Source organism: Pseudoalteromonas sp. SG45-2, from assembly GCF_014164115.1.
Lineage (GTDB): Bacteria > Pseudomonadota > Gammaproteobacteria > Enterobacterales > Alteromonadaceae > Pseudoalteromonas > Pseudoalteromonas distincta.
On the sequence record NZ_JACJEO010000021.1, the window covers coordinates 45,298 to 66,688 of the forward strand.

20 protein-coding genes are annotated in these 21,391 nt (G+C 39.6%); 8 read left to right on the top strand and 12 right to left on the bottom strand.

Annotation, left to right across the window (positions count from 1 at the left end):
- Positions 1-4: 4 nt before the first annotated feature.
- The gene (ompR, locus tag H5116_RS15370; protein WP_002959552.1) at positions 5-724 is read right to left on the bottom strand and encodes a two-component system response regulator OmpR; all 720 of its coding nucleotides are present in this window, start codon (positions 722-724) and stop codon (positions 5-7) included.
- A 195-nt stretch (positions 725-919) separates the two neighbouring features.
- Here ompR and greB point away from each other — a divergent pair, with 195 nt between their 5' ends.
- From greB to H5116_RS15390, 4 genes are all read left to right on the top strand, one after another.
- A complete protein-coding gene (greB, locus tag H5116_RS15375; protein WP_002959554.1) occupies positions 920-1,399 on the top strand; it encodes a transcription elongation factor GreB in 480 nt (159 codons plus the stop codon).
- A gap of 116 nt (positions 1,400-1,515) precedes the next feature.
- Complete coding sequence (locus tag H5116_RS15380) at positions 1,516-1,827, top strand: hypothetical protein (RefSeq protein ID WP_138489777.1); 312 nt, start codon at positions 1,516-1,518, stop codon at positions 1,825-1,827.
- Between the two features lie 50 nt (positions 1,828-1,877).
- Positions 1,878-2,459, top strand: a complete 582-nt coding sequence (locus H5116_RS15385; RefSeq protein ID WP_024595749.1) for a CBS domain-containing protein — start codon at positions 1,878-1,880, stop codon at positions 2,457-2,459.
- Between the two features lie 168 nt (positions 2,460-2,627).
- Positions 2,628-4,955, top strand: coding sequence for a Tex family protein (locus H5116_RS15390; protein ID WP_154904138.1), 2,328 nt, complete (start codon positions 2,628-2,630; stop codon positions 4,953-4,955).
- Positions 4,956-5,026: 71 nt separating this feature from the next.
- On the opposite strand, the gene H5116_RS15395 is transcribed toward H5116_RS15390, so the two are convergent.
- The 3 genes from H5116_RS15395 to bioH form a co-directional block, all read right to left on the bottom strand.
- A complete protein-coding gene (locus H5116_RS15395) occupies positions 5,027-5,881 on the bottom strand; it encodes a putative metalloprotease CJM1_0395 family protein (protein WP_138489779.1) in 855 nt (284 codons plus the stop codon).
- Between the two features lie 4 nt (positions 5,882-5,885).
- The gene (locus H5116_RS15400; RefSeq protein ID WP_002959563.1) at positions 5,886-6,194 is read right to left on the bottom strand and encodes a hypothetical protein; all 309 of its coding nucleotides are present in this window, start codon (positions 6,192-6,194) and stop codon (positions 5,886-5,888) included.
- 90 nt (positions 6,195-6,284) lie between these two features.
- Positions 6,285-7,022: a pimeloyl-ACP methyl ester esterase BioH gene (gene bioH, locus H5116_RS15405; RefSeq protein WP_182694084.1), complete on the bottom strand. Its 738-nt coding sequence runs from the start codon at positions 7,020-7,022 to the stop codon at positions 6,285-6,287.
- A 74-nt stretch (positions 7,023-7,096) separates the two neighbouring features.
- Here bioH and H5116_RS15410 point away from each other — a divergent pair, with 74 nt between their 5' ends.
- A complete protein-coding gene (locus tag H5116_RS15410) occupies positions 7,097-7,774 on the top strand; it encodes a ComF family protein (protein ID WP_182694083.1) in 678 nt (225 codons plus the stop codon).
- A gap of 223 nt (positions 7,775-7,997) precedes the next feature.
- Here H5116_RS15410 and H5116_RS15415 read toward each other — a convergent pair whose 3' ends face one another.
- Positions 7,998-10,553 (bottom strand): M14 family zinc carboxypeptidase, encoded by a 2,556-nt coding sequence (locus H5116_RS15415; RefSeq protein ID WP_182716558.1) that lies wholly within the window; start codon positions 10,551-10,553, stop codon positions 7,998-8,000.
- Between the two features lie 146 nt (positions 10,554-10,699).
- Between H5116_RS15415 and nfuA the strand changes: the two genes are divergently transcribed.
- Positions 10,700-11,275: a Fe-S biogenesis protein NfuA gene (gene nfuA / locus H5116_RS15420; protein WP_002959571.1), complete on the top strand. Its 576-nt coding sequence runs from the start codon at positions 10,700-10,702 to the stop codon at positions 11,273-11,275.
- A 9-nt stretch (positions 11,276-11,284) separates the two neighbouring features.
- Positions 11,285-11,554 (top strand): hypothetical protein, encoded by a 270-nt coding sequence (locus H5116_RS15425; RefSeq protein ID WP_002959572.1) that lies wholly within the window; start codon positions 11,285-11,287, stop codon positions 11,552-11,554.
- 9 nt (positions 11,555-11,563) lie between these two features.
- Here H5116_RS15425 and dinF read toward each other — a convergent pair whose 3' ends face one another.
- Positions 11,564-12,898: an MATE family efflux transporter DinF gene (gene dinF, locus H5116_RS15430; protein WP_182716559.1), complete on the bottom strand. Its 1,335-nt coding sequence runs from the start codon at positions 12,896-12,898 to the stop codon at positions 11,564-11,566.
- Between dinF and H5116_RS15435 the strand changes: the two genes are divergently transcribed.
- The gene (locus H5116_RS15435) at positions 12,878-13,915 is read left to right on the top strand and encodes a polysaccharide deacetylase family protein (RefSeq protein ID WP_165724171.1); all 1,038 of its coding nucleotides are present in this window, start codon (positions 12,878-12,880) and stop codon (positions 13,913-13,915) included. The two genes, dinF and H5116_RS15435, sit on opposite strands and share 21 nt — an antisense overlap.
- Here H5116_RS15435 and H5116_RS15440 read toward each other — a convergent pair.
- The 6 genes from H5116_RS15440 to H5116_RS15465 all read right to left on the bottom strand — a co-directional run bounded on the left by H5116_RS15440 (position 13,905) and on the right by H5116_RS15465 (position 21,384).
- Positions 13,905-14,936, bottom strand: a complete 1,032-nt coding sequence (locus H5116_RS15440; protein WP_182716560.1) for a chemotaxis response regulator protein-glutamate methylesterase — start codon at positions 14,934-14,936, stop codon at positions 13,905-13,907. The two genes, H5116_RS15435 and H5116_RS15440, sit on opposite strands and share 11 nt — an antisense overlap.
- A gap of 8 nt (positions 14,937-14,944) precedes the next feature.
- Positions 14,945-15,562, bottom strand: coding sequence for a chemoreceptor glutamine deamidase CheD (gene cheD / locus H5116_RS15445; protein ID WP_039489124.1), 618 nt, complete (start codon positions 15,560-15,562; stop codon positions 14,945-14,947).
- Entirely contained in the window at positions 15,552-16,376 is an 825-nt protein-coding gene (locus tag H5116_RS15450) for a protein-glutamate O-methyltransferase CheR (RefSeq protein WP_033020851.1), read from the bottom strand. The genes cheD and H5116_RS15450 overlap by 11 nt, the downstream gene beginning before the upstream one ends.
- Before the next feature lie 83 nt (positions 16,377-16,459).
- Positions 16,460-18,766, bottom strand: coding sequence for a methyl-accepting chemotaxis protein (locus H5116_RS15455; protein WP_182695874.1), 2,307 nt, complete (start codon positions 18,764-18,766; stop codon positions 16,460-16,462).
- A 45-nt stretch (positions 18,767-18,811) separates the two neighbouring features.
- Complete coding sequence (locus tag H5116_RS15460; RefSeq protein ID WP_002959588.1) at positions 18,812-19,297, bottom strand: chemotaxis protein CheW; 486 nt, start codon at positions 19,295-19,297, stop codon at positions 18,812-18,814.
- A complete protein-coding gene (locus H5116_RS15465) occupies positions 19,294-21,384 on the bottom strand; it encodes a chemotaxis protein CheA (RefSeq protein WP_182716561.1) in 2,091 nt (696 codons plus the stop codon). Before H5116_RS15465 ends, H5116_RS15460 begins: the two co-directional genes overlap by 4 nt.
- Between the last annotated feature and the right edge of the window lie 7 nt (positions 21,385-21,391).

Genomic DNA, 21,391 nt, shown 5'->3' on the forward strand with positions numbered 1-21,391 from the left:
AATATTACTTTTCACCATCGGGAACAAACACATACCCCAAACCCCAAACGGTTTGAATATATCGCGGATTAGCAGCATCTACTTCAATCATGCGGCGAAGTCGCGATACTTGCACATCAATACTTCGCTCAAGCGCACTGTAATCACGTCCACGCGCTAAGTTCATTAGCTTATCGCGGCTAAGTGGCTCACGCGGATGCGAAACAAGCGCTTTAAGCACTGCAAACTCACCACTGGTAAGCGATATTGTTTTATCCCCCTCACTCATTTCGCGCGTTGCTAAATTAAGCGTAAATTTACCAAAAGCGATTAAGTTTTCTTCAGCAGCTGGAGCACCTGGCACTTCTTTTGCGCGGCGGCGTAAAATTGCTTTTATGCGAGCAAGTAGCTCACGTGGATTAAATGGTTTTGGAATGTAATCGTCAGCGCCAAGTTCAAGACCAATAATACGGTCTACTTCGTCGCCCTTTGCAGTAAGCATAACAATAGGAATTTCATTTTCTTTTTGGCGTAGTCGGCGGCAAATAGATAAACCATCCTCGCCTGGAAGCATTAAATCGAGAACCATTAAGTGAAAGTTTTCACGCTCTAGGAGTCTATCCATTTGCTCCGAGTTTCCTGCGGTTCTAACAATAAAGCCTTGCTCTACTAAGTAACGTTCAAGCAAACTGCGTAAGCGCATATCGTCATCAACAACTAATACTTTTGTGGTCTCGTGTCCCATAATCTCTTTCTTATTTTTATATCCAATTACTAGTTAATATAAATGAAAAACTTAATAATCAAAAACTAATTACTTGCTTAGATTGTTACTGAACATTTCAAAGCTTCCTTACTCGTACTTTATTAAATTTTACGCTCGACAAATTTTGGCAAATTTAATAACGTGCACACCATTAGAGTTAATAAAGAATTGGCCATGAAAACAAATTTAGTTACCCGCGAAGGTTACTTGCAATTACAACAAGAACACGATCAACTATGGAACGTAAAACGCCCAGAAGTAACAAAAATAGTAAGCTGGGCAGCCAGCCTCGGAGATCGCTCTGAGAACGCAGACTATCAATATAACAAGCGTTTGCTGCGCCAAATTGACCGCCGGGTACGCTACTTACGCAAACGCATACCTGATTTAAAAATTATTGACTACTCTCCCGTGCAAGATGGAAAAGTATTTTTTGGTGCATGGGTTGAAATTGAAAACGAAGAAGGTGAAGTTAAAAAGTTCAGAATTGTAGGTCCTGATGAAATTTACGACCGTAAAGATTACATATCAATAGACTCACCTATGGCGCGTGCGTTGATTAAAAAACAAGTAGATGACGAATTTGAAGTGACCACACCTCAAGGAAAAAAGCAGTGGTATGTAAACAGTATCGATTACCAAAAAAAGAAATAAAAAGTTTTGATTCAGATCATGTTAACTTTTGATTGTGTAAATTAAAGCAATAAGCTATAACTGAATTATTCAAGTTGATTTGTTTAATTTGAAAGCAGTTAATTAAGGTCGTGATTATGTCAAACATGGTACAGCGCATATTTAGTAATGCCGTATTGTTTGCACTTTTAATGAGTGTAAGTTTGACGCTGCATGCCAGCAACACTGACGTAAACCTTGATAACGCTAAACTATCTAATCACTTTATTACTTGTGATATTCCTGACCAAGCAAACCTCGATTTTGACGTGGACTCTCACGTTAACACTATTACCTTTAGGTCGCCTCAACCACTTCCTAATGTCGTAGATTCTTTTTATAAGAGCACTAATCTAAACAGACCTTTTAGCACTGCATACCAACGCGGACCACCTAGCTATTTAATTTAATTCATAATTTTACAACTTAATTAAATTTTATAACTACTAAGGTGACTACTATGTCTAACTTTAAAGAATTACGTACCCAAAATATTTCTCATGGCGTTATTGCTAGCACATTTGCAGATGATCAACCATTAATCGATTTATCTTCTCCAGCGCTAAAAATGGTGAATAACTTTACTCAAAAAACACCTATTCGTGCAGAGCATGGAACAACGATTACAGATGCACTTAAACAAGTAAGTGCACAACAATCTGACTTTGTTTTAGTAACAGACGAACACCAAAAATTAATTGGCCTAGTTTCTAGCGCCGATTTACAAAGCTCTAAAATTACTATTATTGCAGAGCGCTTAAATATGCAACGAAGCGAAGTAAGCTTACGTGACATTATGACACCAGTTAGCCGCCTTACAGGTGTAAGTATGCAAAGCTTAAGCTACGCATGCATTGGTGATGCGCTGCAAACGATGGAGCATCAGGGCACAATGTTTTTATTAGTTACAACAGCGAGTAACGAAATTTGTGGTTTAATTTCAGCTCGCCAAATAGCTAAAACATTACATATTCCTGTACATATCTCACCTATTGCTCACTCTTTCAGTGAGGTATTAGAAAACATTGAGCACCCTCACTAGGGCGCTCTTTTAGTTGAATTGATTTGCTCCCGACCCAACCATCTTAAAGCAAGTAAAATAGCTTGCTTTAAGAGCTTTTCATTACTACCTCCTGTGATATTATTCAAGCAATTAACAGCGCCAGTAACACGCTTCTGGTCTTATTTTATTGTATAAAAAGGTTTTTGCATGAGCGATATCTCTGCACGTTTAGCCGGTGAGTTAAACGCACAGCAGCAACAGGTTGTTGCTGCAACAAAGTTACTTGATGAAGGCGCAACTGTTCCTTTTATTGCCCGCTACAGAAAAGAAGTTACAGGCGGCCTAGACGACACCCAATTACGCCTTTTAGAGCAGCGTTTATCGTATTTACGTGAACTAGAAGAGCGCCGTAGTTTTATTTTATCGACAATCGAATCGCAAAATAAATTAACGCCAGAGCTAAGTGCCGATATAACCAATGCACAAAGTAAAACAGAACTTGAAGATTTATACCTACCATATAAAGCTAAGCGCCGCACTAAAGGCCAAATAGCAATTGAAGCTGGTTTAGAGCCTCTTGCAGATGCACTATTTAAAGATGCTAACCTTGACCCAGAGCAACAAGCGGAACAGTTTGTAAGTGCTGAAAAAGGTTTTGCAGATACAAAAGCGGTACTTGAAGGCGCTAAATTCATCTTAATGGAACGCTTTGCTGAAGACGCAAAATTACTTGCTAAATTTAGAAGCCACATTAGCCAAAATGGCGCAATTGAAAGTACTGTGATTAAAGGCCAAGAGCAAGCCGGTGCAAAATACCGTGATTACTTTGAGCATCAAGAACTTCTTAAAAAAGTACCTTCTCACCGTGCGCTTGCAATGCTTAGAGCTCGAAATGAAGGTGTACTTCAGTTAAATATAAACCCAGAGCCTAGTGCAGAAAATTCAGCACAATTATGTGCAAACATGATTGCTGAGCATTACCGTTTAGATATTAAATATAAAGCGGCAAGTCCTTGGTTATTAAACGTTGTTCAATGGGCGTGGAAAGTTAAGCTAGGGTTACACCTAGAGAATGAGTTTTTTGCAGCAATGCGCGAAAAAGCAGAAGCCGGTGCAATAGATGTATTTGCTAAAAACTTAAAAGATTTATTAATGGCTGCACCTGCAGGCCCTCGTACTACTTTAGGTCTTGATCCAGGCCTTCGTACTGGCTGTAAGATTGCCGTTGTTGATAGCACAGGTAAATTACTAGCTACACAAACTATTTTCCCTCATGCACCACAAAATCATTGGGATAAATCAGTGCGTACGTTAGAGCAACTTTGCCGTCAGCATAAAGTTGAGCTAATTGCGATTGGTAACGGTACTGCATCACGCGAATCAGATAAGTTGGTTGCTGAGCTTATCAAAGCAAACAGCGAACTTAAGCTTAGTAAAATTATGGTTAGCGAAGCGGGTGCATCGGTTTACTCAGCTTCTGAATTTGCAGCTAATGAATTTCCAGATTTAGATGTTTCTATACGAGGGGCTGTCTCTATTGCACGCCGCCTTCAAGATCCTCTTGCTGAACTTGTTAAAATTGAGCCAAAATCAATTGGTGTTGGCCAATACCAACATGATGTATCACAAAGCCAGTTAGGCCAGAGCCTTATTTCAGTAGTTGAAGACTGTGTAAACTCAGTAGGCGTAGATTTAAACATGGCCTCGGTACCGTTACTTACACGCGTATCTGGTTTAAACAAAACATTAGCGCAAAATATCGTTAATTATCGCGATGCTAACGGCACATTTACTAAACGTAGTGAGCTTAAAAAGGTTGAGCGTTTAGGGCCAAAAGCATTTGAACAAGCGGCTGGTTTTTTACGTATTAACAATGGTAGCGATCCACTAGATAACTCATCAGTTCACCCTGAAGCTTATCCTGTTGTTAAACGCATTTGTGAACGCAATAGCGTAGATGTCAGTAACCTAATTGGTAACAGCGACTTTTTAACTAAACTTGCTGCTAACGATTACACTGACGAAAAGTTTGGCTTACCAACCGTTACCGACATTATTACTGAGCTTGATAAACCAGGTCGAGATCCTCGACCTGAATTTAAAACAGCTGAGTTTAAAGCCGGTGTTGAAAAAATTAGTGACCTAAAACCAGGTATGATTTTAGAAGGCGTGGTTTCAAACGTTGCTAATTTTGGTGCGTTTGTTGATGTAGGTGTTCACCAAGATGGTTTAGTGCATATTTCAGCAATCACGAATAAATTTATATCAGATCCGCGTGAAGTTGTTAAAGCTGGTGATATTGTAAAGGTTAAAGTTGTTGAAGTAGACGCTGCACGTAAACGCATAAGCTTTACTATGCGCTTAGATGACGATATTGACACAAGTAATAAGTCAGCAGCTCCAGCTACGCAAAAGCCACAAGCACGTGCTAATAATTCGCAACCTCGCGCTGCAAAGCCTAAACGTGACAACGGTAATGCGTTAATGGGCAATGCATTTGCCGATGCGTTCGCTAATGCTAAAGTAAAAAAATAATACTTGTACAACTAAGCTAAAACGAAAAAACCGCGTAAGCGGTTTTTTTGTGGTTATGTTTTGCTAAATTATTAACTTAACGCTGAAAAACTACTTTGGCTCGCTGGCGATGTAGCCATTTGGTAAAAATTAGCAATACGCCCCGCCCGTGCCTCAACATCGGCATCACGTGTTTGCTCGTCACTTTTAGCTGTTTTTGTATCGCTGCTTTCATCGCTAGAGAATGATGCTTCAAGTTTACTTTTTGCGTCTTCGTCGTCTTCTTTTTCAGGTTGTGCAAGCTCAGCTTGAGCCGCTGCTAGCTTTTGCGTAGCATCTGCGGCAATAGAGCGATCAGCTCCTGAAGGCTCTGCAGGCGCTAATGCGGCAGCGCGTACTGTTTGCATTTTGTCTATAGTCGCTTGCGGGTCACCCGGAATCTCTGATACATCTATTTGTACTTCTCCGCCAACTGCGTAGTTAGTACCATCTGGGCCACGTTGGTATTCATAGCTTGGCGAGCCAGCATATTGCCCGCCTACAGAAGCGTGTGCTTGTTCGTGTATTCGTACTTCAGTATCCCGTGCTTTTAGCTCTGTAATTTGTTGTTGTTCTTGTTCTAATTGCAGCTCTTCTTGCTCAGATTCTTTTTTCTCGATTGCTTCACTTTCTTGCTCAGTGCCCTCAGGATTTTCTGAGTTTCCATCGCGCTGCTGAACTGACTTTTCGTCTGCTATTTTTCCCGTTGCGTTATACGTCGCACCATCGCTACTGCCTGGCAATTTTGCTTTTTCAGCATCACTTTGCGCTTTGGTTTCTGTATTACTTGCGCTACTAGATGCGGGAGCCGGAATAACTTCGCGTAGTTGGTTGTCACGCCGTGCGGTTTCCGTATAAACATTTGCGGTGTTTATATTGATAGACGGAAATGGCGTGACAATATTCATAATACTAAACTTTAATATCGATTAACGTGCCAAGTACATCATCGGCCGTTTGAATTGATTGCGTGTTTGCCTTGGCATTAAATTCTTCAACTTTTAAGTTAACAAGCGCTTCATCAACACGAGCTGGTTGTGCTACTGGTGCAGTAATCGCCTCTTCAGGGCGTGCTGCCGTAAGCTGACGTTGCTGCGCTAATTGCGCGTCATCTTGTTGTTCTATACTGGCACGGTTAATCTCAGCACTGGCTTTTTCAATACCTTGGCTAGCTCGGTTAAACCCTTCTATACCACTATTAAATACTGATCCGATTGGCATATTAAAACCTCCACCAAATAAACATTGTTTAATTATCGCTCAGGTTCTGCTCAAAATAAAGCTTTAAACAGCGCTATTCTTAGCTCTATTTTAAAGCATTGATTTAACGACAGATAAAAACTCACTTTTATGAGAAATAAATGGTGCATGGGATGCTTTATCTAGTACTTCATATTCAAACTCAGTATTTAGTGCTGACATTTTGCTAATAGCTTTATAAGGTACTAAAGCATCAAGCCGGCCAAATACTCCTCTAATAGGGACTGGGCAATGAGTAAATAAGTCACGTAAATCGTCGTTTTGTAAAATATCTAAACCAGCACTCAGGGCATCGCTTTGGGGTGCGCTGTACTGATTTAGCAATTGTTTAAGCTGCTTTATATCATCACGCGCCGACTCGCTACCCATTGCTTGAATAGCTAAAAAGCGCTCTATTGTTTTTTCTCGATGATTAACTAACTGCTCTTTAAACTGCGCCAATACATTCGCTTTTATTCCAGGCCAATTATCTGCCTCTGCAAAAAAAGGAGTCGATGCTATTAAAATAACTTTAGATACCTTTTCAGGCCAATGCTTCGCAATATAAAGTGCAAATAATCCACCTAACGACCATCCCATTAAAATGCTCTTCGGCTTTAATTGCTTACTCAAAATTTCTGCTGCATCATGCAAAGTATAAGGGCTTGGGCACACATCGCTATTACCAAACCCAGGTAGGTCATGGCTACGTACATTTCCTGAATATAAAAACTCAAGTTCTGGCTGTACTAACTGCCATACGCCCTGATTCATTCCCCAACCATGTAATAACACTAACTCATTTTGCATATTTGCCTAACCTTTACCAAACTTAGGCTCATCATAACGTTTAGAAAGGCGATTGCAATGCAAGGAGCGAGTCTGTGAAACAAGCCGTTTTAAATTGGTTATTTCCCTCTTATTGCGTGCAGTGTCAAAACTCGATTGCGACCTCTTTAGGGCTATGTGATTATTGCCTTGAAGATTTACCATTGTTTGATTTTAGTAAGCATACGAGTTTATTGCATCGACCTGATATTATTGAGATGTTTCCTAATTGCGAGTTTGATAAATTATTTGCATGCGCTTTTTATCAGCCTCCCTTTGAGCATTGGCTTAAAAGGCTAAAATTTAATAATCAAATTCATTATAAAAAGGCATTGCAGCAAATTATACAAAAACAGTTAACGCAGTTTTTTGAGCAAAGCCCTAACTTGCCAGATACCTTTATTATTTTACCTCTTCATAAAAGCCGCTTTATTACTCGTGGATTTAATCAGGTAAGCCAAGTTTGGCAACCCTGTTTAGCTAATTACGCCCCACTAAGTAATGTTCTTATTCGCGATAAAAAAACACAAGCTCAGTCGGAGCTATCCAAAGCAAAGCGTATAAGAAACTTAAAAAATGCCTTTATTTGTACACAGGATATGGCCGGTAAAACAGTCGCTATTGTTGATGATGTGATGACGACAGGGGCAACATTAAACGCAGCTACTAGTGCACTAAAACAAGCAGGCGCTAAACAAGTGTGGGCTTTTACAACTTGCTTAACGCCTATTTAATTATTAAAAAGTATTAAACCAATCCGCAATAATACTTAATCATTTTGCGGGGCTAAACGTGTCGCTACCTGTGTTAAAAAATTCTCATTTACGACTGCATGGATGCAGAAGGTAGAGCAATGCAGAAGAAATTGCCGAGAACAACTAAATAGCGAATTTTTTGCCTAGCTATCAACGCGTTTTTCCATCCTCAAAATAGATTACTTAATTAAGCTAATTGGTATTATTCGCCATTTGCACGAAACGTATGACCAAAAAATAACGCATTGCTTAGTAGTCGACTAGTCCCATACCAGTAACCCCTAAATACAGGGTCGTCAGTCATACCAATCACAGTGCCTCGTCCATATGAGTGCGCAATTAAGCCAGCACCACCAGCAACTTGATCAACATTAACGGCATCAGTAAAACCTGCCAATAATGGGTTTTTAGTGTAGGTAAGTACATTTACGAATGGCGCATCGGAAACTTCTAGCAACCAAGTACTGTTTTTGAATACGGGCAATGTATTGCGCTTAAGTGAAAATGTAAGCGGATGAGTTAAATCTACATTAGTATTAAAAATAGCACCTGCAATACGTTGACGTCCTGCTAAATGGTCCTTATCGGCGTAGCTTAAACCTTTTGTTTTAAATGCACTTGCTACATCTTGGCGTGATAGATAGCTTGCTTTAAGTAATTGCTGATCAGCTAAAAATTTAGCACCGCCTTTATGGCCCCAAATAACGCCGCCTTTTCTTACCCAGCTTTTTATAGCCACTTTGTCGGTATCAGATAAGCTATTGTAGTTACCATGAGCAAGTACTATATGGCTGTAATTACTGAGTTCAATAGAGTTTAAACGCTCCATTTCAACAATTGTTGGCGCAACACCTACAAAGCGATCGAGGTAATACCATACTTCCCCAGCTTCGTACTGGCTTACGCCTTTACCACCTACCAATAATACTTTTGGCTCGCTAACAACCGCCATTGTACGAGACCCTAAATCGGCTCCTTTGCTTGTAAGCCCTGAGTTAATAGGCTTGATTGCAATTCCAAACTCGCTTTGTGCTTTATTTAATATTCCAACCCAATCATTATTCGTTTGTAAGCCTGCTGGCACAATAATACTACCAGCATCAAAGCTTACTTCACTTGAGTTTGATTTGGCTGTTAATGGGCTTAGCGCTACACGCGCTTTAATACCTTGCTTTAACAGGCTGTTTAGCATTTTAGGTGCTAGGTAATCATCCCACGAAAAGCCAAACGCATAGCCTTGCTCAAGTGAAGCAAAAGAAGGTTTTACCGCTTTTTGCCACGGTGTACTTGCAACCTCTAAACCCCAACTGCTTTTTACTTTTGCAAAAGGTAAGTTAAACGCATGCGCTAAAGTCCAGCCAGATACGTCATAAAAGGTGTTATCAGCAAAGTTTTTTTGCTCGCTAAAAATAGCTTTTATTAGGCGGTACTGTGGCTGGGCTAAGGGCACAAAGTAGCTATTGGTTGTATAGTTGTTGCCATTTGCCTTGAGTGATTTAGTAAGCGAAAAAGCATCTATTTGATGCTGTTTCAACAACCCTAAAAAATCTTTAATACGAGTGTTGTCATCCGCGCCCTCAATAACATAACCTTCAAAGCTTTCATCACTGGCTAAATCAGTAGCTTGATTATAAAACTTAGCTTGGTAATCAAGTAATGCTTGGCGGTTATCAACAGTGGCTTTAAAGGTAGATAAACTCGTTAATAGTTGATTTTTAATAGTAAAGGGAAAGCTCAAAGGTCCATTTATAGTGTCTTGGATATGCCCGCGAGAACTTGCTTGCTCAAATAAAATGCCTATGCCACCATTTACATCGGGATAGGTTGAACCTTTACCGTAATAGAAGTCGTCAAAGCTTTCTTCAGTAAAGTACAGTGCGTTGTTTTCATCTAACGTTTTTGCGTGATAGTTAGCAATCGCTTTAGTTAACGTTACATTTTCATCCGGTGTTATAGGATGCTTACGACTAGGAATACCTGGCTGAAAAAAGTAACTGCTGTTTGGTCCCATTTCATGAAAATCGGTTAAGACATTTGGTTTCCACTGATGAAATTTAGCAATACGCGCGCGCGATTCAGGGTGTTGTAGTAATAACCAGTCACGATTTAAATCAAACCAGTAATGATTGGTACGACTACTTGGCCAGTTTTCAACATGTTCACGGGTTTTAGGGTCGCTTGATAAGTTCATACCTCGGTTACTGTTGGCCCAGTTAGCAAAACGAGCAAGTCCGTCAGGATTAAGCGAAGGGTCGAGTAAAATAACCGTGTTGTTTAATAACTCATCTATTTCAGCACCTTGTGCAGCAGCTAAGTAATATGCCACCAGCAAAGATGAGTTACTACCTGATGACTCATTACCATGCACACTATACCCCATCCATACAACGGCAGGCTGCTTTGTAGAATTAGCATCTGATCCATCGTTACTTAAGCGTGCTAAGTGAGCTTGGCGTGTCTGCTCTATGCTTGATAACTTATCAGCTGCTGTAATTGTTAGCATGACAAGGGGGCGTTGTTCATGTGTGCGGCCAATCACTTCAAAATTTATACGGTCGCTTTTATCAGCAAGTATTTCCATATAACGTACGAGCTGATCGTGTCTCACGTGCCACTCTCCTACTTCGTAACCGAGTACTTGCTCAGGAGTAGGAATTGAAGGGTCAAATTTTACATCTTGTTCAAAATAATACGAAAGTGGCTTAGCTACACTTGAAAAGCTAAGCAACACCACCATTAATGTTAATACCAAACGCATATAAATCACTCAAAAAATGTTCGTTGTTTGCACGCTACCATTGCTTAAAATAGATGCCAACTTTTTACGCTCAACACTAGCCGCAACACGATGAGCGGAGTATGATACGCAGTATCCGAGTAATTTAGTCAAGTATAGATGGTTTTATGATTTCTATTTCCGAAACAGCGCAAGCGCATTTTGCTAAACTATTAGCAGATCAATCACAACAAACCAATATTCGTGTGTTTGTTGTAAACCCTGGTTCATCACAAGCGGAATGTGGTGTGTCTTATTGTCCAGAAGACGCTGTAGAAGCGAGCGATATTCGCCTAAACTTTAACGGTTTTGATGCCGTTGTAGATGCAGAAAGTGCTCCATTTTTAGAAGAAGCTGAAATCGATTTTGTTACCGACAAAATGGGTACTCAGTTAACGCTAAAAGCACCAAATGCAAAGGCGCGTAAAATAGGTGACGATGCATCGTTAAACGAACGTGTACAGCACATGCTAGAAACCGAAGTAAATCCACAACTTGCTAACCACGGTGGTCAAGTAAGCCTTGTTGAGATTACAGCTGCAGGTATAGCTATACTTCAGTTTGGTGGTGGTTGTAATGGTTGTTCTATGATCGATGTAACACTAAAAGAAGGCATTGAAAAAGAAATGATAGCTAAGTTTGAAGAAATCACCGGTGTTGCTGATATAACAGAACACGAAGCGGGCGATCACTCTTACTATTAGGCCTTGTAAATGCTAAAGCAGCTTATCTATCGCTTAGGGAGCAATCCTAAGCTGAGCTTAAAGCGCTTTTTTCGCGGCTTAGCACTGTTCGTGCTAGCCGTGATATTCATATCTATTGGGTATTACACCCACTACAGCTTACAAATAATTGGCGTTATAATTTTACTCCCCGCATTATTTTTTGCCGGTTGGGGCTACTGCGGTATTTTTGCCAATCGTTTTTCACAAGTTTTAAAAGATATGGGCCCTAAACACCATGACCCCGATCTCTGGAAATAAACCATTTATTTAATCTAATAGCTGATTATTTATTTTTAAGTGGTGATATTTAATTATTAATGTAACCCCGCGCATTAACATAAAACAGCTCATAGCCAGCCATAACCCGTTATTTTGCAAGTCTATAAACACCCAAAACACACCAAAAAAGCCAACTCCAGCTGAAAGTATCATACTGTTACGCATGTTCTTTGCTCGCGTAAGCCCTACAAAAATACCATCAAACAAAAAGCAACTCATGGCCAAAATTGGTAATACTACTATCCATGGTAAATAATGCGTTGCCTCTTGAATAACCTCTGGCACATTGGTTAAAAGCTTGATTATGGTGTTGCCAAATAATGCAAAAAATAGGCTATATAACACACCAAAAAGCATACCCCAAAATACGCTTATTTTAACCCACAGCTCTATGTTTTTAACACTTCCTTGGCCTTTCGCTTGCCCTACTTTTGCCTCAGAGGCGTAAGCAACGCCATCAAGAGCAAAGCTCACCAACATTAAAAAATTAAGTAAGACAGCATTAGCAGCTAATGTGGTTTCGCCTATACGCGCCGCGTAAAATGTCATAAAACTAAAGCATAATTGCAGTATTAAAGAGCGAATAAATATATCTCTATTCAAACTCAATAATTCAGCCATTTTGCTAATACTCAACCAATTCGGTACATTTAGATCAATGTCTTGTTTTTTAGCTAGTTTAGCCACTAAAAACAGTGCAAATACTAGTGCTGTATAGTCAGCAATAAGTGACGCCCATGCAGCGCCTGCAACTGCCCAATCTAAATAAACAACAAAATAAATATCGAGCACTATATTAACGATATTAGTGACGAGTAATAAATAAAATGGACCTCGACCATAATGCACACCAAGCATCCAACCCAGTAACACTAAATTACATAATGCTGCTGGAGCACTAAAAATACGAATGCTAAAATACTGATAAGCTTGGTTAAGTACGTCGCCATTGGCTGCGGAGAGGTAAGCAATAGCGTGCTTTATTAATGGGGATAACACAATTAATAGCACGGCCACTGCGCTTGCAAGCAATAGGCTACGTTTAAGTAAAGCGGCAAGTTGGGTTAAATCGTTTTTTCCGTATGCTTGTGCCACGAGTCCCGTGGTGCTCATTCTTAAAAAACCAGCAAGCCAAAATAAAATAGATATAACTGCAGAGCCAAGGGCAATTCCAGCTAAGTAATGAGCGCTTCCTAAGTGCCCAATTACAGCAGTATCAACAATTCCTAACAACGGCACTGTGATATTTGATAGTATCATCGGACCCGCTAACAACAGCAAGCTTTTATGGTGTGCCTTATTATGTATAAGAAATTGTTTCATTTAGTGTTATTTATCCTCATTAGTGTATCTGTACGGGCTCAAGCAGCCATTATTTTACAGTATCATCATGTTAGTGAAACCCTACCCGCTGTCACGAGCGTTAGCGCCAATACATTTACGGAGCACTTAAGCTATTTAAAAGAGCACAACTTTAACGTTATTCCTCTTAATGAGTTAATTAGCGCGCTTCAACAAGGTGAAACTTTACCTGATAAAACTCTAGCCATCACCTTTGATGATGGCTATAACAATAACTATGAACAAGCCGCACCTATTTTAGAAAAGTTTGGCTACCCGTACACTATCTTTGTAAATCCTAAATTAATAGACGAAGGTATGAGTTACGTAATGGGGTGGGATAAGCTCAAAGAATTATCTAAAAAAGGGGCATTAATAGCCAATCATAGCGGACAGCATGATTACTTACACCTTAAGCTTGAAAACGAAACCGATGCACAATGGCAATCACGTATTAAGCAAGATATTCTTAACTCTCAAAAGCGCATAAAAGAAGAAATAGGCCACGACTATAAATACTTAGCATACCCGTATGGTGAGTTTAATAACGAGCTGCAAGCACTCGTGACAGAGCTTGGTTTTGTGGGTATTGGCCAGCACTCAGGCGCTGTAAATAAAGATTCTAATTTTAGCCGCTTGCCGCGTTTTCCTGCATCAGGCTTTTACAGCAAGCTAGAAACCCTTATTACTAAGCTCAACTCACGCGCGTTTAATATCACCAATTTAACTTATCAAGATAGCGTTACACAGCAAAATCCACCCACGCTCACAATGGAATTTAAGATGGGTGATTTTCATAAGAGCCAATTTGCCTGTTATGTATCAAGCGTAGGCCAAGCAGATTTAAAATGGATAACTAAAAATACTGTCGAAATCACCTCACCAAAGGTGCTTAATAAAGGGCGTTCTCGTTTTAATTGCACGGCCCCTTCTATTTCAAGCCCTGGTGATTACTTTTGGTTTTCGCAGCCTTGGGTAATTGAAGCATCTAAACCTTAACGGCCTGATGTAAAAGCCGCTGGGTTATTTTATCCAGCGCAACTATCTCGTCAGCTGCATTTAGCTCAGCAGCTGCTTTAGGCATACCCCATACCACAGACGAATACTCATCTTGAGCCAAGGTATGTGCTCCGTTTTGTTTTAGTGCAAGTAAACCTTTTGCGCCATCACTCCCCATTCCTGTTAGTATGGCTGCAACTACGTTTTTAGCCCCAGTTTCAACTAATGAGTTAAACAACACATCTACCGCAGGTTTATGTCTGTTCACCGGCTCGCCATCATCAAGCTGGCAATACAAGCTAACACCTCGTTTTTTAATACTTAAATGAAACCCACCCGGTGCTATATAAGCCCAGCCTGCGCTAAGCTTATCGCCATGTTCAGCTTCTTTCACATTTATCGTGCATGTACGATTCATTCGCTCAGCAAATGAGGCGCTAAACACAGGAGGAATATGCTGAGTAATTACAATGGGCGGGCAATTTTGTGGCATTTTAATAAGCACTTCTTTTATAGCCTCAGTCCCCCCCGTTGAAGCACCTATCGCTATTACTTTATTAAGTAAAAACTGAGAATGAGTATTAATAGGCTCATTTGTGACGACCGTTTTTTTATAGCTTCTTACTCTTGCTCCAGCAGCTATTCGCACCTTTTGTTGGACAAGTGAGGCATATTGGCTCAATTGCTCTCTTACGTTATTAGTAGGCTTAGCTATAAAATCAACAGCCCCTAATTCGAGCGCTTCTAGTGTGGTAGGAGAGCCTTTTTGTGTCAGTGTTGAAATCATCACTACTGGCATTGGTCTTAATCGCATTAAGTTTTTTAAAAAACTAATACCATCCATTTTTGGCATTTCTACGTCGAGCGTTAATACATCAGGACTGAGTTTTTTTATCATTTCGCGAGCTTCGTAGGGATCCTCAGCACTCCCCACTACTGTAATGTCTTTAGCTTGTTGTAATATTTCAGTGAGTAAACGCCTAATTAAAGGGGAGTCGTCAATTATTAATACTTTAATCATGCATACTCCTAAAACAGCTCTATATCGGTTACTACTTCTTGCTTTTTAAGGTTTTGTAAGTAACGGACTTCGCGTTTTTCAATCGTATTATTATGTAGGTTTTTAAGTTTTTTCATATGAACTTTACCAGTGTTCGGGTGAAAAAATATTTTTCGCGGCCACGGCCCCCCCATATCATGGGCAACTAGATTTAATGCCTCTTCTTTAATATACGCTGCTGCAAAACTAATATTACCCAGCCCTATATCAGTCATCGCACTAATAATTTTCCCCCCGCCAAAAAGTTTTACTTTTAGGTTACACCGAGACGCGCCATTTTTTAAAACTTCGTTTATAAGATACTCCATAGCCCAATTACCGTACCGACAACTTAAACTATGCGCATTTTTAAGTTCTACTCCCTTTTGAATTGGTAACATAAAGTGATTCATCCCGCCAATACCAAGTACTTCATCGTATACACAAGCCGCAATACACGAACCCAGAACTGTAGAGATCAGTTCATTATTTTTAGAAACATAAAACTCACCCGGAAGTACTTTAGCAACAACGCTACCTCGGCCCGAATCCCAATATCGTTTAATATGTTCAAAGTTAGGTAATACCGGCCTGAACTCAGCGTGCATTTTGTCCCTTTTGGTACATAGTTTTCCCTAAGTTTTTGAATTGCGAATGCTCTTTACCCATACTTTCTGAGTGACCTAAAAACAAATAACCTTGTTCATTTAATATATTGGCGTAACGCTTAAAAAGCTGATCTTTTGTTTCTTTATCAAAGTAAATAACAACATTACGACATAAAATAAGATCAAATGATCCTTTCATTGGCCAGTCTTGTAATAAGTTTAAACGCTTGAAAGAAATAGACTCTTTTAGTTTATCTCTAACTTTATAATTTTCACCGTCTTTGCTTTTTAAAAACCAACGCTTAAGTTGCACGTCATCTAAGCCATTAACATTCGCTGCGGTGTAAATACCTTTTTGTGCTTTTGCCAATACATTAGAGTCTAAATCGGTTGCTAGTATTTTTACATCCCAATTGCTCGGAAATGCGTTATTTAAAGTCATCGCCAAACTGTAAGGCTCTTCCCCTGTGGAGCAACCTGCAGACCAGATTCTTACTCGCTTACTGTTTTTATTTGCCTTTAAAAGAGCAGGTACAAGCTCAGATTTTATAAATTCAAAGTGATGTATTTCACGAAAAAAAGACGTTAAGTTCGTTGTTATTGCATTAATAAAGGCATCAAACTCCTGATCTTTATGACTATTCAGATACTCTAAGTAAGCTTTAAAATCAGTTAATTTACGCTCCCTAATACGTCTTGCTAAGCGTGAATAAACCATCTCTCGCTTATGATCCCCTAATACAATTCCACATGCGCTGTAAACTAAACTGGCAATTTCCTTAAAGTCGCGGTCGGTACACAAAAACTCTTTCATTGTTCGCTCTCAATTAAACCTAACGCTAACAAGTAGTGCCTCGCTGTAACTATTTATTAGACGAGGCATAAAAAGGCTAAATATTAAAACTCTTCCCACTCATCAGCTGAGTCTACAAAGTTATCGCCCCTTGGCTTATTACTCACAAAACGGCTTTGCGGCTTATGAGATAGTTCAGGAGTTCGCATAGTTGATGACATCATTGTCATCTCTTGCTGATCTACTGAGAAAAAGTTAAGTAATCGGCGCATCTCATTAGCTTGCTCAGCCATAGACTCACCAGCAGCAGAGGCTTGCTCTACTAGAGCGGCATTTTGTTGCGTCATTTCGTCCATTTGAGAAATAGCTTTGTTAACTTGCTCAATACCCGCACTTTGTTCTTCAGATGCCTCCGTAATATCAGAAATCATTTGCGTCACTCTTTGCACCGACACAACAATCTCTTTAAGTGTAGCGCCCGACTCATTAACTAATTGAGAACCATCAGCTACTTTGCCTACACTATCTCGTATTAACTCTTTAATTTCTTTCGCTGCGCCCGCAGAGCGCTGCGCTAAATTACGAACCTCACCTGCAACAACCGCAAAGCCTCGACCTTGCTCACCCGCTCTTGCTGCCTCTACAGCGGCATTAAGCGCTAATAAATTCGTTTGAAACGCGATTTCGTCTATTACACCGATAATATCTGCAATTTTTTTGCTCGACTCATTAATTGCCGACATGCTCGTAACTGCTCTATTAACAACTTCACCACCTTGAATCGCTTTTTCACAGGTTTCTTCTGCCAAGTCGTTTGCTACTTTTGCGTTATCAGCATTTTGACGAACGGTACTGGTCATTTCCTCCATACTTGAAGCTGTTTCTTCAAGTGACGAGGCTTGCTCTTCTGTACGTTGGCTTAAATCAGCATTACCTTGAGAAATTTCTTCTGCACCACTGGCTACTAACGTTGCCGATGAATTTATGCGATTAATCACTTCTGTTAATTTATCTGCCGTAGCATTTGCGTCGCGTTTAAGTTTATCAAATGAACCTTTGTATTCTTTTTCAATACGTTTTGATAAATCACCACTTGCCATCGCATCGAGCATATTGCCAGTGTCGGCAACGGCATCATCAACTATTTTAACTAAGCTATTTAATCCTTGAGCCAAACGTAAAAAGAACCCTTCCTTCCCGTCTTCTGCAACTCTTGTATCTAATTCGCCATTACCTGCAGCACCAATAAGCTCAGCGATTTCTTTTTCAAGCGCAACTTCATTGGTTCTATCTTCCCACTCAACAATGGTGCCTAAATGCTTTCCGTCTTGACTGATCCAAGGTGAAGCAATCAAGGTAAAAGTGACACCTGCTAACAGTAGCTCGGCTTTATAGGGCTTATCTAGGTTTTTTAATAAATCACGTTGATGATTAGGGTGCTTATGAAAATCATCAACACAGGTGCCAATTAAATTATCAACAGAAAAGCTTGGCAATACGGTTTGTAATTCTTTTTCGCGGACTTTTAGCATTTGCTGAACACGGTCGTTCACAAATACTATTTTAAGGTTTTCATCAGCAATCATTACGTTTGCTTGGCAAACTTTAAGCGCATTTGCTAAATCGGCTGCTTTGCGAGATGCCTTTTCAAGCTCTTTTTGTTCAGTAATATCAGATGCATATTTAATCACTTTAAACGGCTTGCCGTTCATATCATAAATTGGATTATAAGATGCTTGAATCCAAACCTCCTGACCCTGCTTTCCTATTCTTAAATATTCCCCTGAATCAAATTCACCGCGACCTAGTTTGGCCCAAAATTCTTTATATTCGATACTATTTGCATGTTCGGGATCAATAAAAAGCCTATGGTGCTGGCCTTTAATCTCGCTAAGTTGATAGCCAAGCGCATTTAAAAAGTTAGCATTGGCATCAATAATAGTGCCATCTAAATTAAATTCGATAACCGCTTGAGATTTACTTATAGCACTAATTTGCCCTGAAGCTTCTGCTGTTATTAACTTTTGCTCAGTCACGTCGGTGGCAAACTTAACTACTTTTAATACTTGCCCTTGCTCATCAACAATTGGGTTATAAGTTGCTTGGATCCATACCTCAGTTCCACCTTTAGCATTACGCTTAAACTCATCTGAGATAAACTCGCCATTACGCAGGCGTTGCCAAAAGTTTTTATAATCGTTGCCCTGAGCTTCATCTGGGTCAACAAACATCGAGTGATGCTGACCTTGAACCTCCTCAAGACGATAGCCCATCGCGTTTAGAAAATTCATATTTGCAGTAATTATTTTTCCGTTAGGTTCAAATTCAATCACCGCTAATGATTTATTCAATGCGTCTACAATTAAATCATTACTTGATTTTGACTGCTTTGGATTACTAAACCATCCCATGCTCATCACCACCTTTAAGTTTATTATTCATTTAGTTTCTATTTGCTAAATATTCATTGTTTTTTGCAGGTCAATTAGCGCTACCATTTTTTCACCAACATTCACCAACCCAGCTACATATTCACAATTACTCGATTCAGACAAACTAGGAACCGCTTTCGCATCTTGCTCCGCAATACTGTAAACATCAGAGACGGCATCAACAGCAACACCTATAATTTTACTACCTAGTTCAAATTCTATTTTAACAACGATAACCACCGTTAATGGTCCATAGTCGACACTTGGTAATCCAAAGCGCAACCGTAAATCAATAATTGGCACTATTGTTCCGCGTAAATTAATAACGCCTTTTACAAATTCAGGTGCATTGGGCAGTACTGTAATTTCTTCCCAACTGCGAATTTCTTGTACTGTTAAAATATCAACGCCATATTCTTCATCAGCCATAATAAAAGTTAAAAACTGTTTTACACCTTGCTGTTGCTGAAGATTTAATTGGTTACTTAACTGGCTTTGATCTGAGCTCATAACGCCTCCAAAGTGGCTTGCGTTTCAATAGTTAGTTCTTGGCTACCTGGCTTTTTTAAGCCTGAGAGCTTTATTAAGCCGCTAATATCCACAATCAGCGATACACGCCCATCTCCTAAAATGGTAGCACCCGATACGCCATCCACTTTATGGTAGTTTGCCTCTAAACTTTTAATAACAACCTGCTGTTGAGACAGTAAATCATCAACTAATAAACCCACCTTTTGGTTATCTGTTTCTACAACAACAAGCAGCGTTTTATCGAGTGATTCAATAGCATTTTTATGATTAAAAATATCGTAGAGTCTTAATATAGGAATGTATTCGTCTCGAAGCCTCAATACATCAAGGCTTTTACCCACTCGACTCACTTTTGCAATATCAATTTGCAGTGACTCCACAATAGAAATGAGCGGAATAATATAAGTATGCTGAGCCACCTTAACTAATTGCCCATCTAAAATAGCGAGAGTAAGGGGTAATCTAATAGTAAACGTAGAACCAACACCGGGCGCTGAGGTTACTTCCACTGAGCCATTTAATGATTGGATATTTCGCTTAACAACATCCATCCCAACTCCACGACCAGATAAGTCACTTACCTCATCCATTGTCGAAAAGCCGGGCATAAAAATAAGCTCATTTATTTCATCGTCACTGAGATGGTTATCAGCTGAGATTAATTCGTTAGCGATGGCTTTTTCTTTTATTTTTTTTGTATTTAACCCTTGCCCATCATCCATTATTTCAATAACGATGTTTCCACCCTGATGAAATGCATTTAAGGTTACTGTGCCAACGGGATCTTTACCTGCCGCCAGTCTTTGCTCAACAGTCTCTAACCCATGATCAAGTGAGTTTCTTACTAAATGCACCATAGGGTCAGATATTTTTTCCATTACTGTTTTATCAAGCTCGGTTTGCTCTCCAATCAGCTTTAGCTCAACCTGCTTATTTAGCTTTTGCGCTATATCTCGCACTAATCGAGGAAAACGACTAAATACAAAATTAATTGGGAGCATACGAATACGCATCACATTTTCTTGTAAATCACGCGTATTATGTGCAAGTTGTGCTAAGCCTTCTTGTAGTAAAGTGATTGTGGCTGGTGTGATTTCTTGTTCGCTGAGTTGATTTAGCATGGCTTGTGTAATAACAAGTTCACCTACCATATTTATTAACGAATCAACTTTATCAATGCCAACACGTATAGAGGTAGATTCTGGTGCACTTGTAGGTTTTTTATCTTTATTAGCAACGGGTTGCTGTGGCTTACTTGGTAACTCAGCTACTTTTATTGAATCGGGTTCTTCAAGCTCAACAGCTTTAGGTATCTCATCTTGATTAGGTTGTATTGGCTCATCATTGCCAAATAAGCCGCCACATAATTCAACTTTTATATCGGCATCGTCTTCAACCCATTCAAACACTTCTTTTATGGCTTTTTCATCATGGCTAGTGCTTAAAAAAAAGCGCCAATGTAAAAAACATTCATCACTACTTAAATCGGTGATTTCTGGAACTTCATCGTAAAATACTGTGGTTTCTAACTCACCTAGCTCTTCAAGCTCACTGATCATATACAGTGGCTCGTTTCCTGTTTTAAATAAATGATGATGAGGTTTAAAGTCTATTTGATAGGTATTACTACTTGTTTGCTCTTCACAGCTTTGAGGTTTATTCTCATGTGTTTCATTTTTCATTCCAAGTACATGTTCAAATTGTACTTTTAACAAATCTGCTTCGGTTAAATCTGGCTCTTGTTCACCTTGAAGTGCAGCAAGTAAAGCGCGTAAGCAATCCACAGCTTTGAGTAATAAATTAACATGCTCGGTACTAAGCTCTCGTTCACCTTGGCGAATTTGATCTAGTAATGTTTCAAGTACATGAGTAAAGTCAGCAACGGAGCTAAAACCAAATGTCCCACTGCCTCCTTTTATTGAGTGAGCAGCTCTAAAAATAGTGTTGATAGTTTCTAAATCTTCCTCACCTGGCACTAAGTTTAATAGCTCAGCCTCCATGGTATCTAGGCCTTCAAAACTCTCTTCAAAGAAAACTTCAAAAAATTGACTTAAATCTATACTCACACTGCGC

Excerpts from the sequence above, each read along its gene's own strand:
- H5116_RS15460 (WP_002959588.1), bottom strand. The coding sequence starts at position 19,297 with ATGAGCTCAGATCAAAGCCAGTTAAGTAACCAATTAAATCTTCAGCAA.
- H5116_RS15455 (WP_182695874.1), bottom strand. The coding sequence starts at position 18,766 with ATGGGATGGTTTAGTAATCCAAAGCAGTCAAAATCAAGTAATGATTTA.
- H5116_RS15395 (WP_138489779.1), bottom strand. The coding sequence starts at position 5,881 with ATGAATATTGTCACGCCATTTCCGTCTATCAATATAAACACCGCAAAT.
- nfuA (WP_002959571.1), top strand. The coding sequence starts at position 10,700 with ATGATTTCTATTTCCGAAACAGCGCAAGCGCATTTTGCTAAACTATTA.
- H5116_RS15450 (WP_033020851.1), bottom strand. The coding sequence starts at position 16,376 with ATGAAAGAGTTTTTGTGTACCGACCGCGACTTTAAGGAAATTGCCAGT.
- bioH (WP_182694084.1), bottom strand. The coding sequence starts at position 7,022 with ATGCAAAATGAGTTAGTGTTATTACATGGTTGGGGAATGAATCAGGGC.
- greB (WP_002959554.1), top strand. The coding sequence starts at position 920 with ATGAAAACAAATTTAGTTACCCGCGAAGGTTACTTGCAATTACAACAA.
- H5116_RS15425 (WP_002959572.1), top strand. The coding sequence starts at position 11,285 with ATGCTAAAGCAGCTTATCTATCGCTTAGGGAGCAATCCTAAGCTGAGC.
- H5116_RS15440 (WP_182716560.1), bottom strand. The coding sequence starts at position 14,936 with ATGATTAAAGTATTAATAATTGACGACTCCCCTTTAATTAGGCGTTTA.
- ompR (WP_002959552.1), bottom strand. The coding sequence starts at position 724 with ATGGGACACGAGACCACAAAAGTATTAGTTGTTGATGACGATATGCGC.
- H5116_RS15390 (WP_154904138.1), top strand. The coding sequence starts at position 2,628 with ATGAGCGATATCTCTGCACGTTTAGCCGGTGAGTTAAACGCACAGCAG.
- H5116_RS15435 (WP_165724171.1), top strand. The coding sequence starts at position 12,878 with ATGTATAAGAAATTGTTTCATTTAGTGTTATTTATCCTCATTAGTGTA.
- H5116_RS15400 (WP_002959563.1), bottom strand. The coding sequence starts at position 6,194 with ATGCCAATCGGATCAGTATTTAATAGTGGTATAGAAGGGTTTAACCGA.
- cheD (WP_039489124.1), bottom strand. The coding sequence starts at position 15,562 with ATGCACGCTGAGTTCAGGCCGGTATTACCTAACTTTGAACATATTAAA.
- H5116_RS15380 (WP_138489777.1), top strand. The coding sequence starts at position 1,516 with ATGTCAAACATGGTACAGCGCATATTTAGTAATGCCGTATTGTTTGCA.
- H5116_RS15415 (WP_182716558.1), bottom strand. The coding sequence starts at position 10,553 with ATGCGTTTGGTATTAACATTAATGGTGGTGTTGCTTAGCTTTTCAAGT.
- dinF (WP_182716559.1), bottom strand. The coding sequence starts at position 12,898 with ATGAAACAATTTCTTATACATAATAAGGCACACCATAAAAGCTTGCTG.
- H5116_RS15385 (WP_024595749.1), top strand. The coding sequence starts at position 1,878 with ATGTCTAACTTTAAAGAATTACGTACCCAAAATATTTCTCATGGCGTT.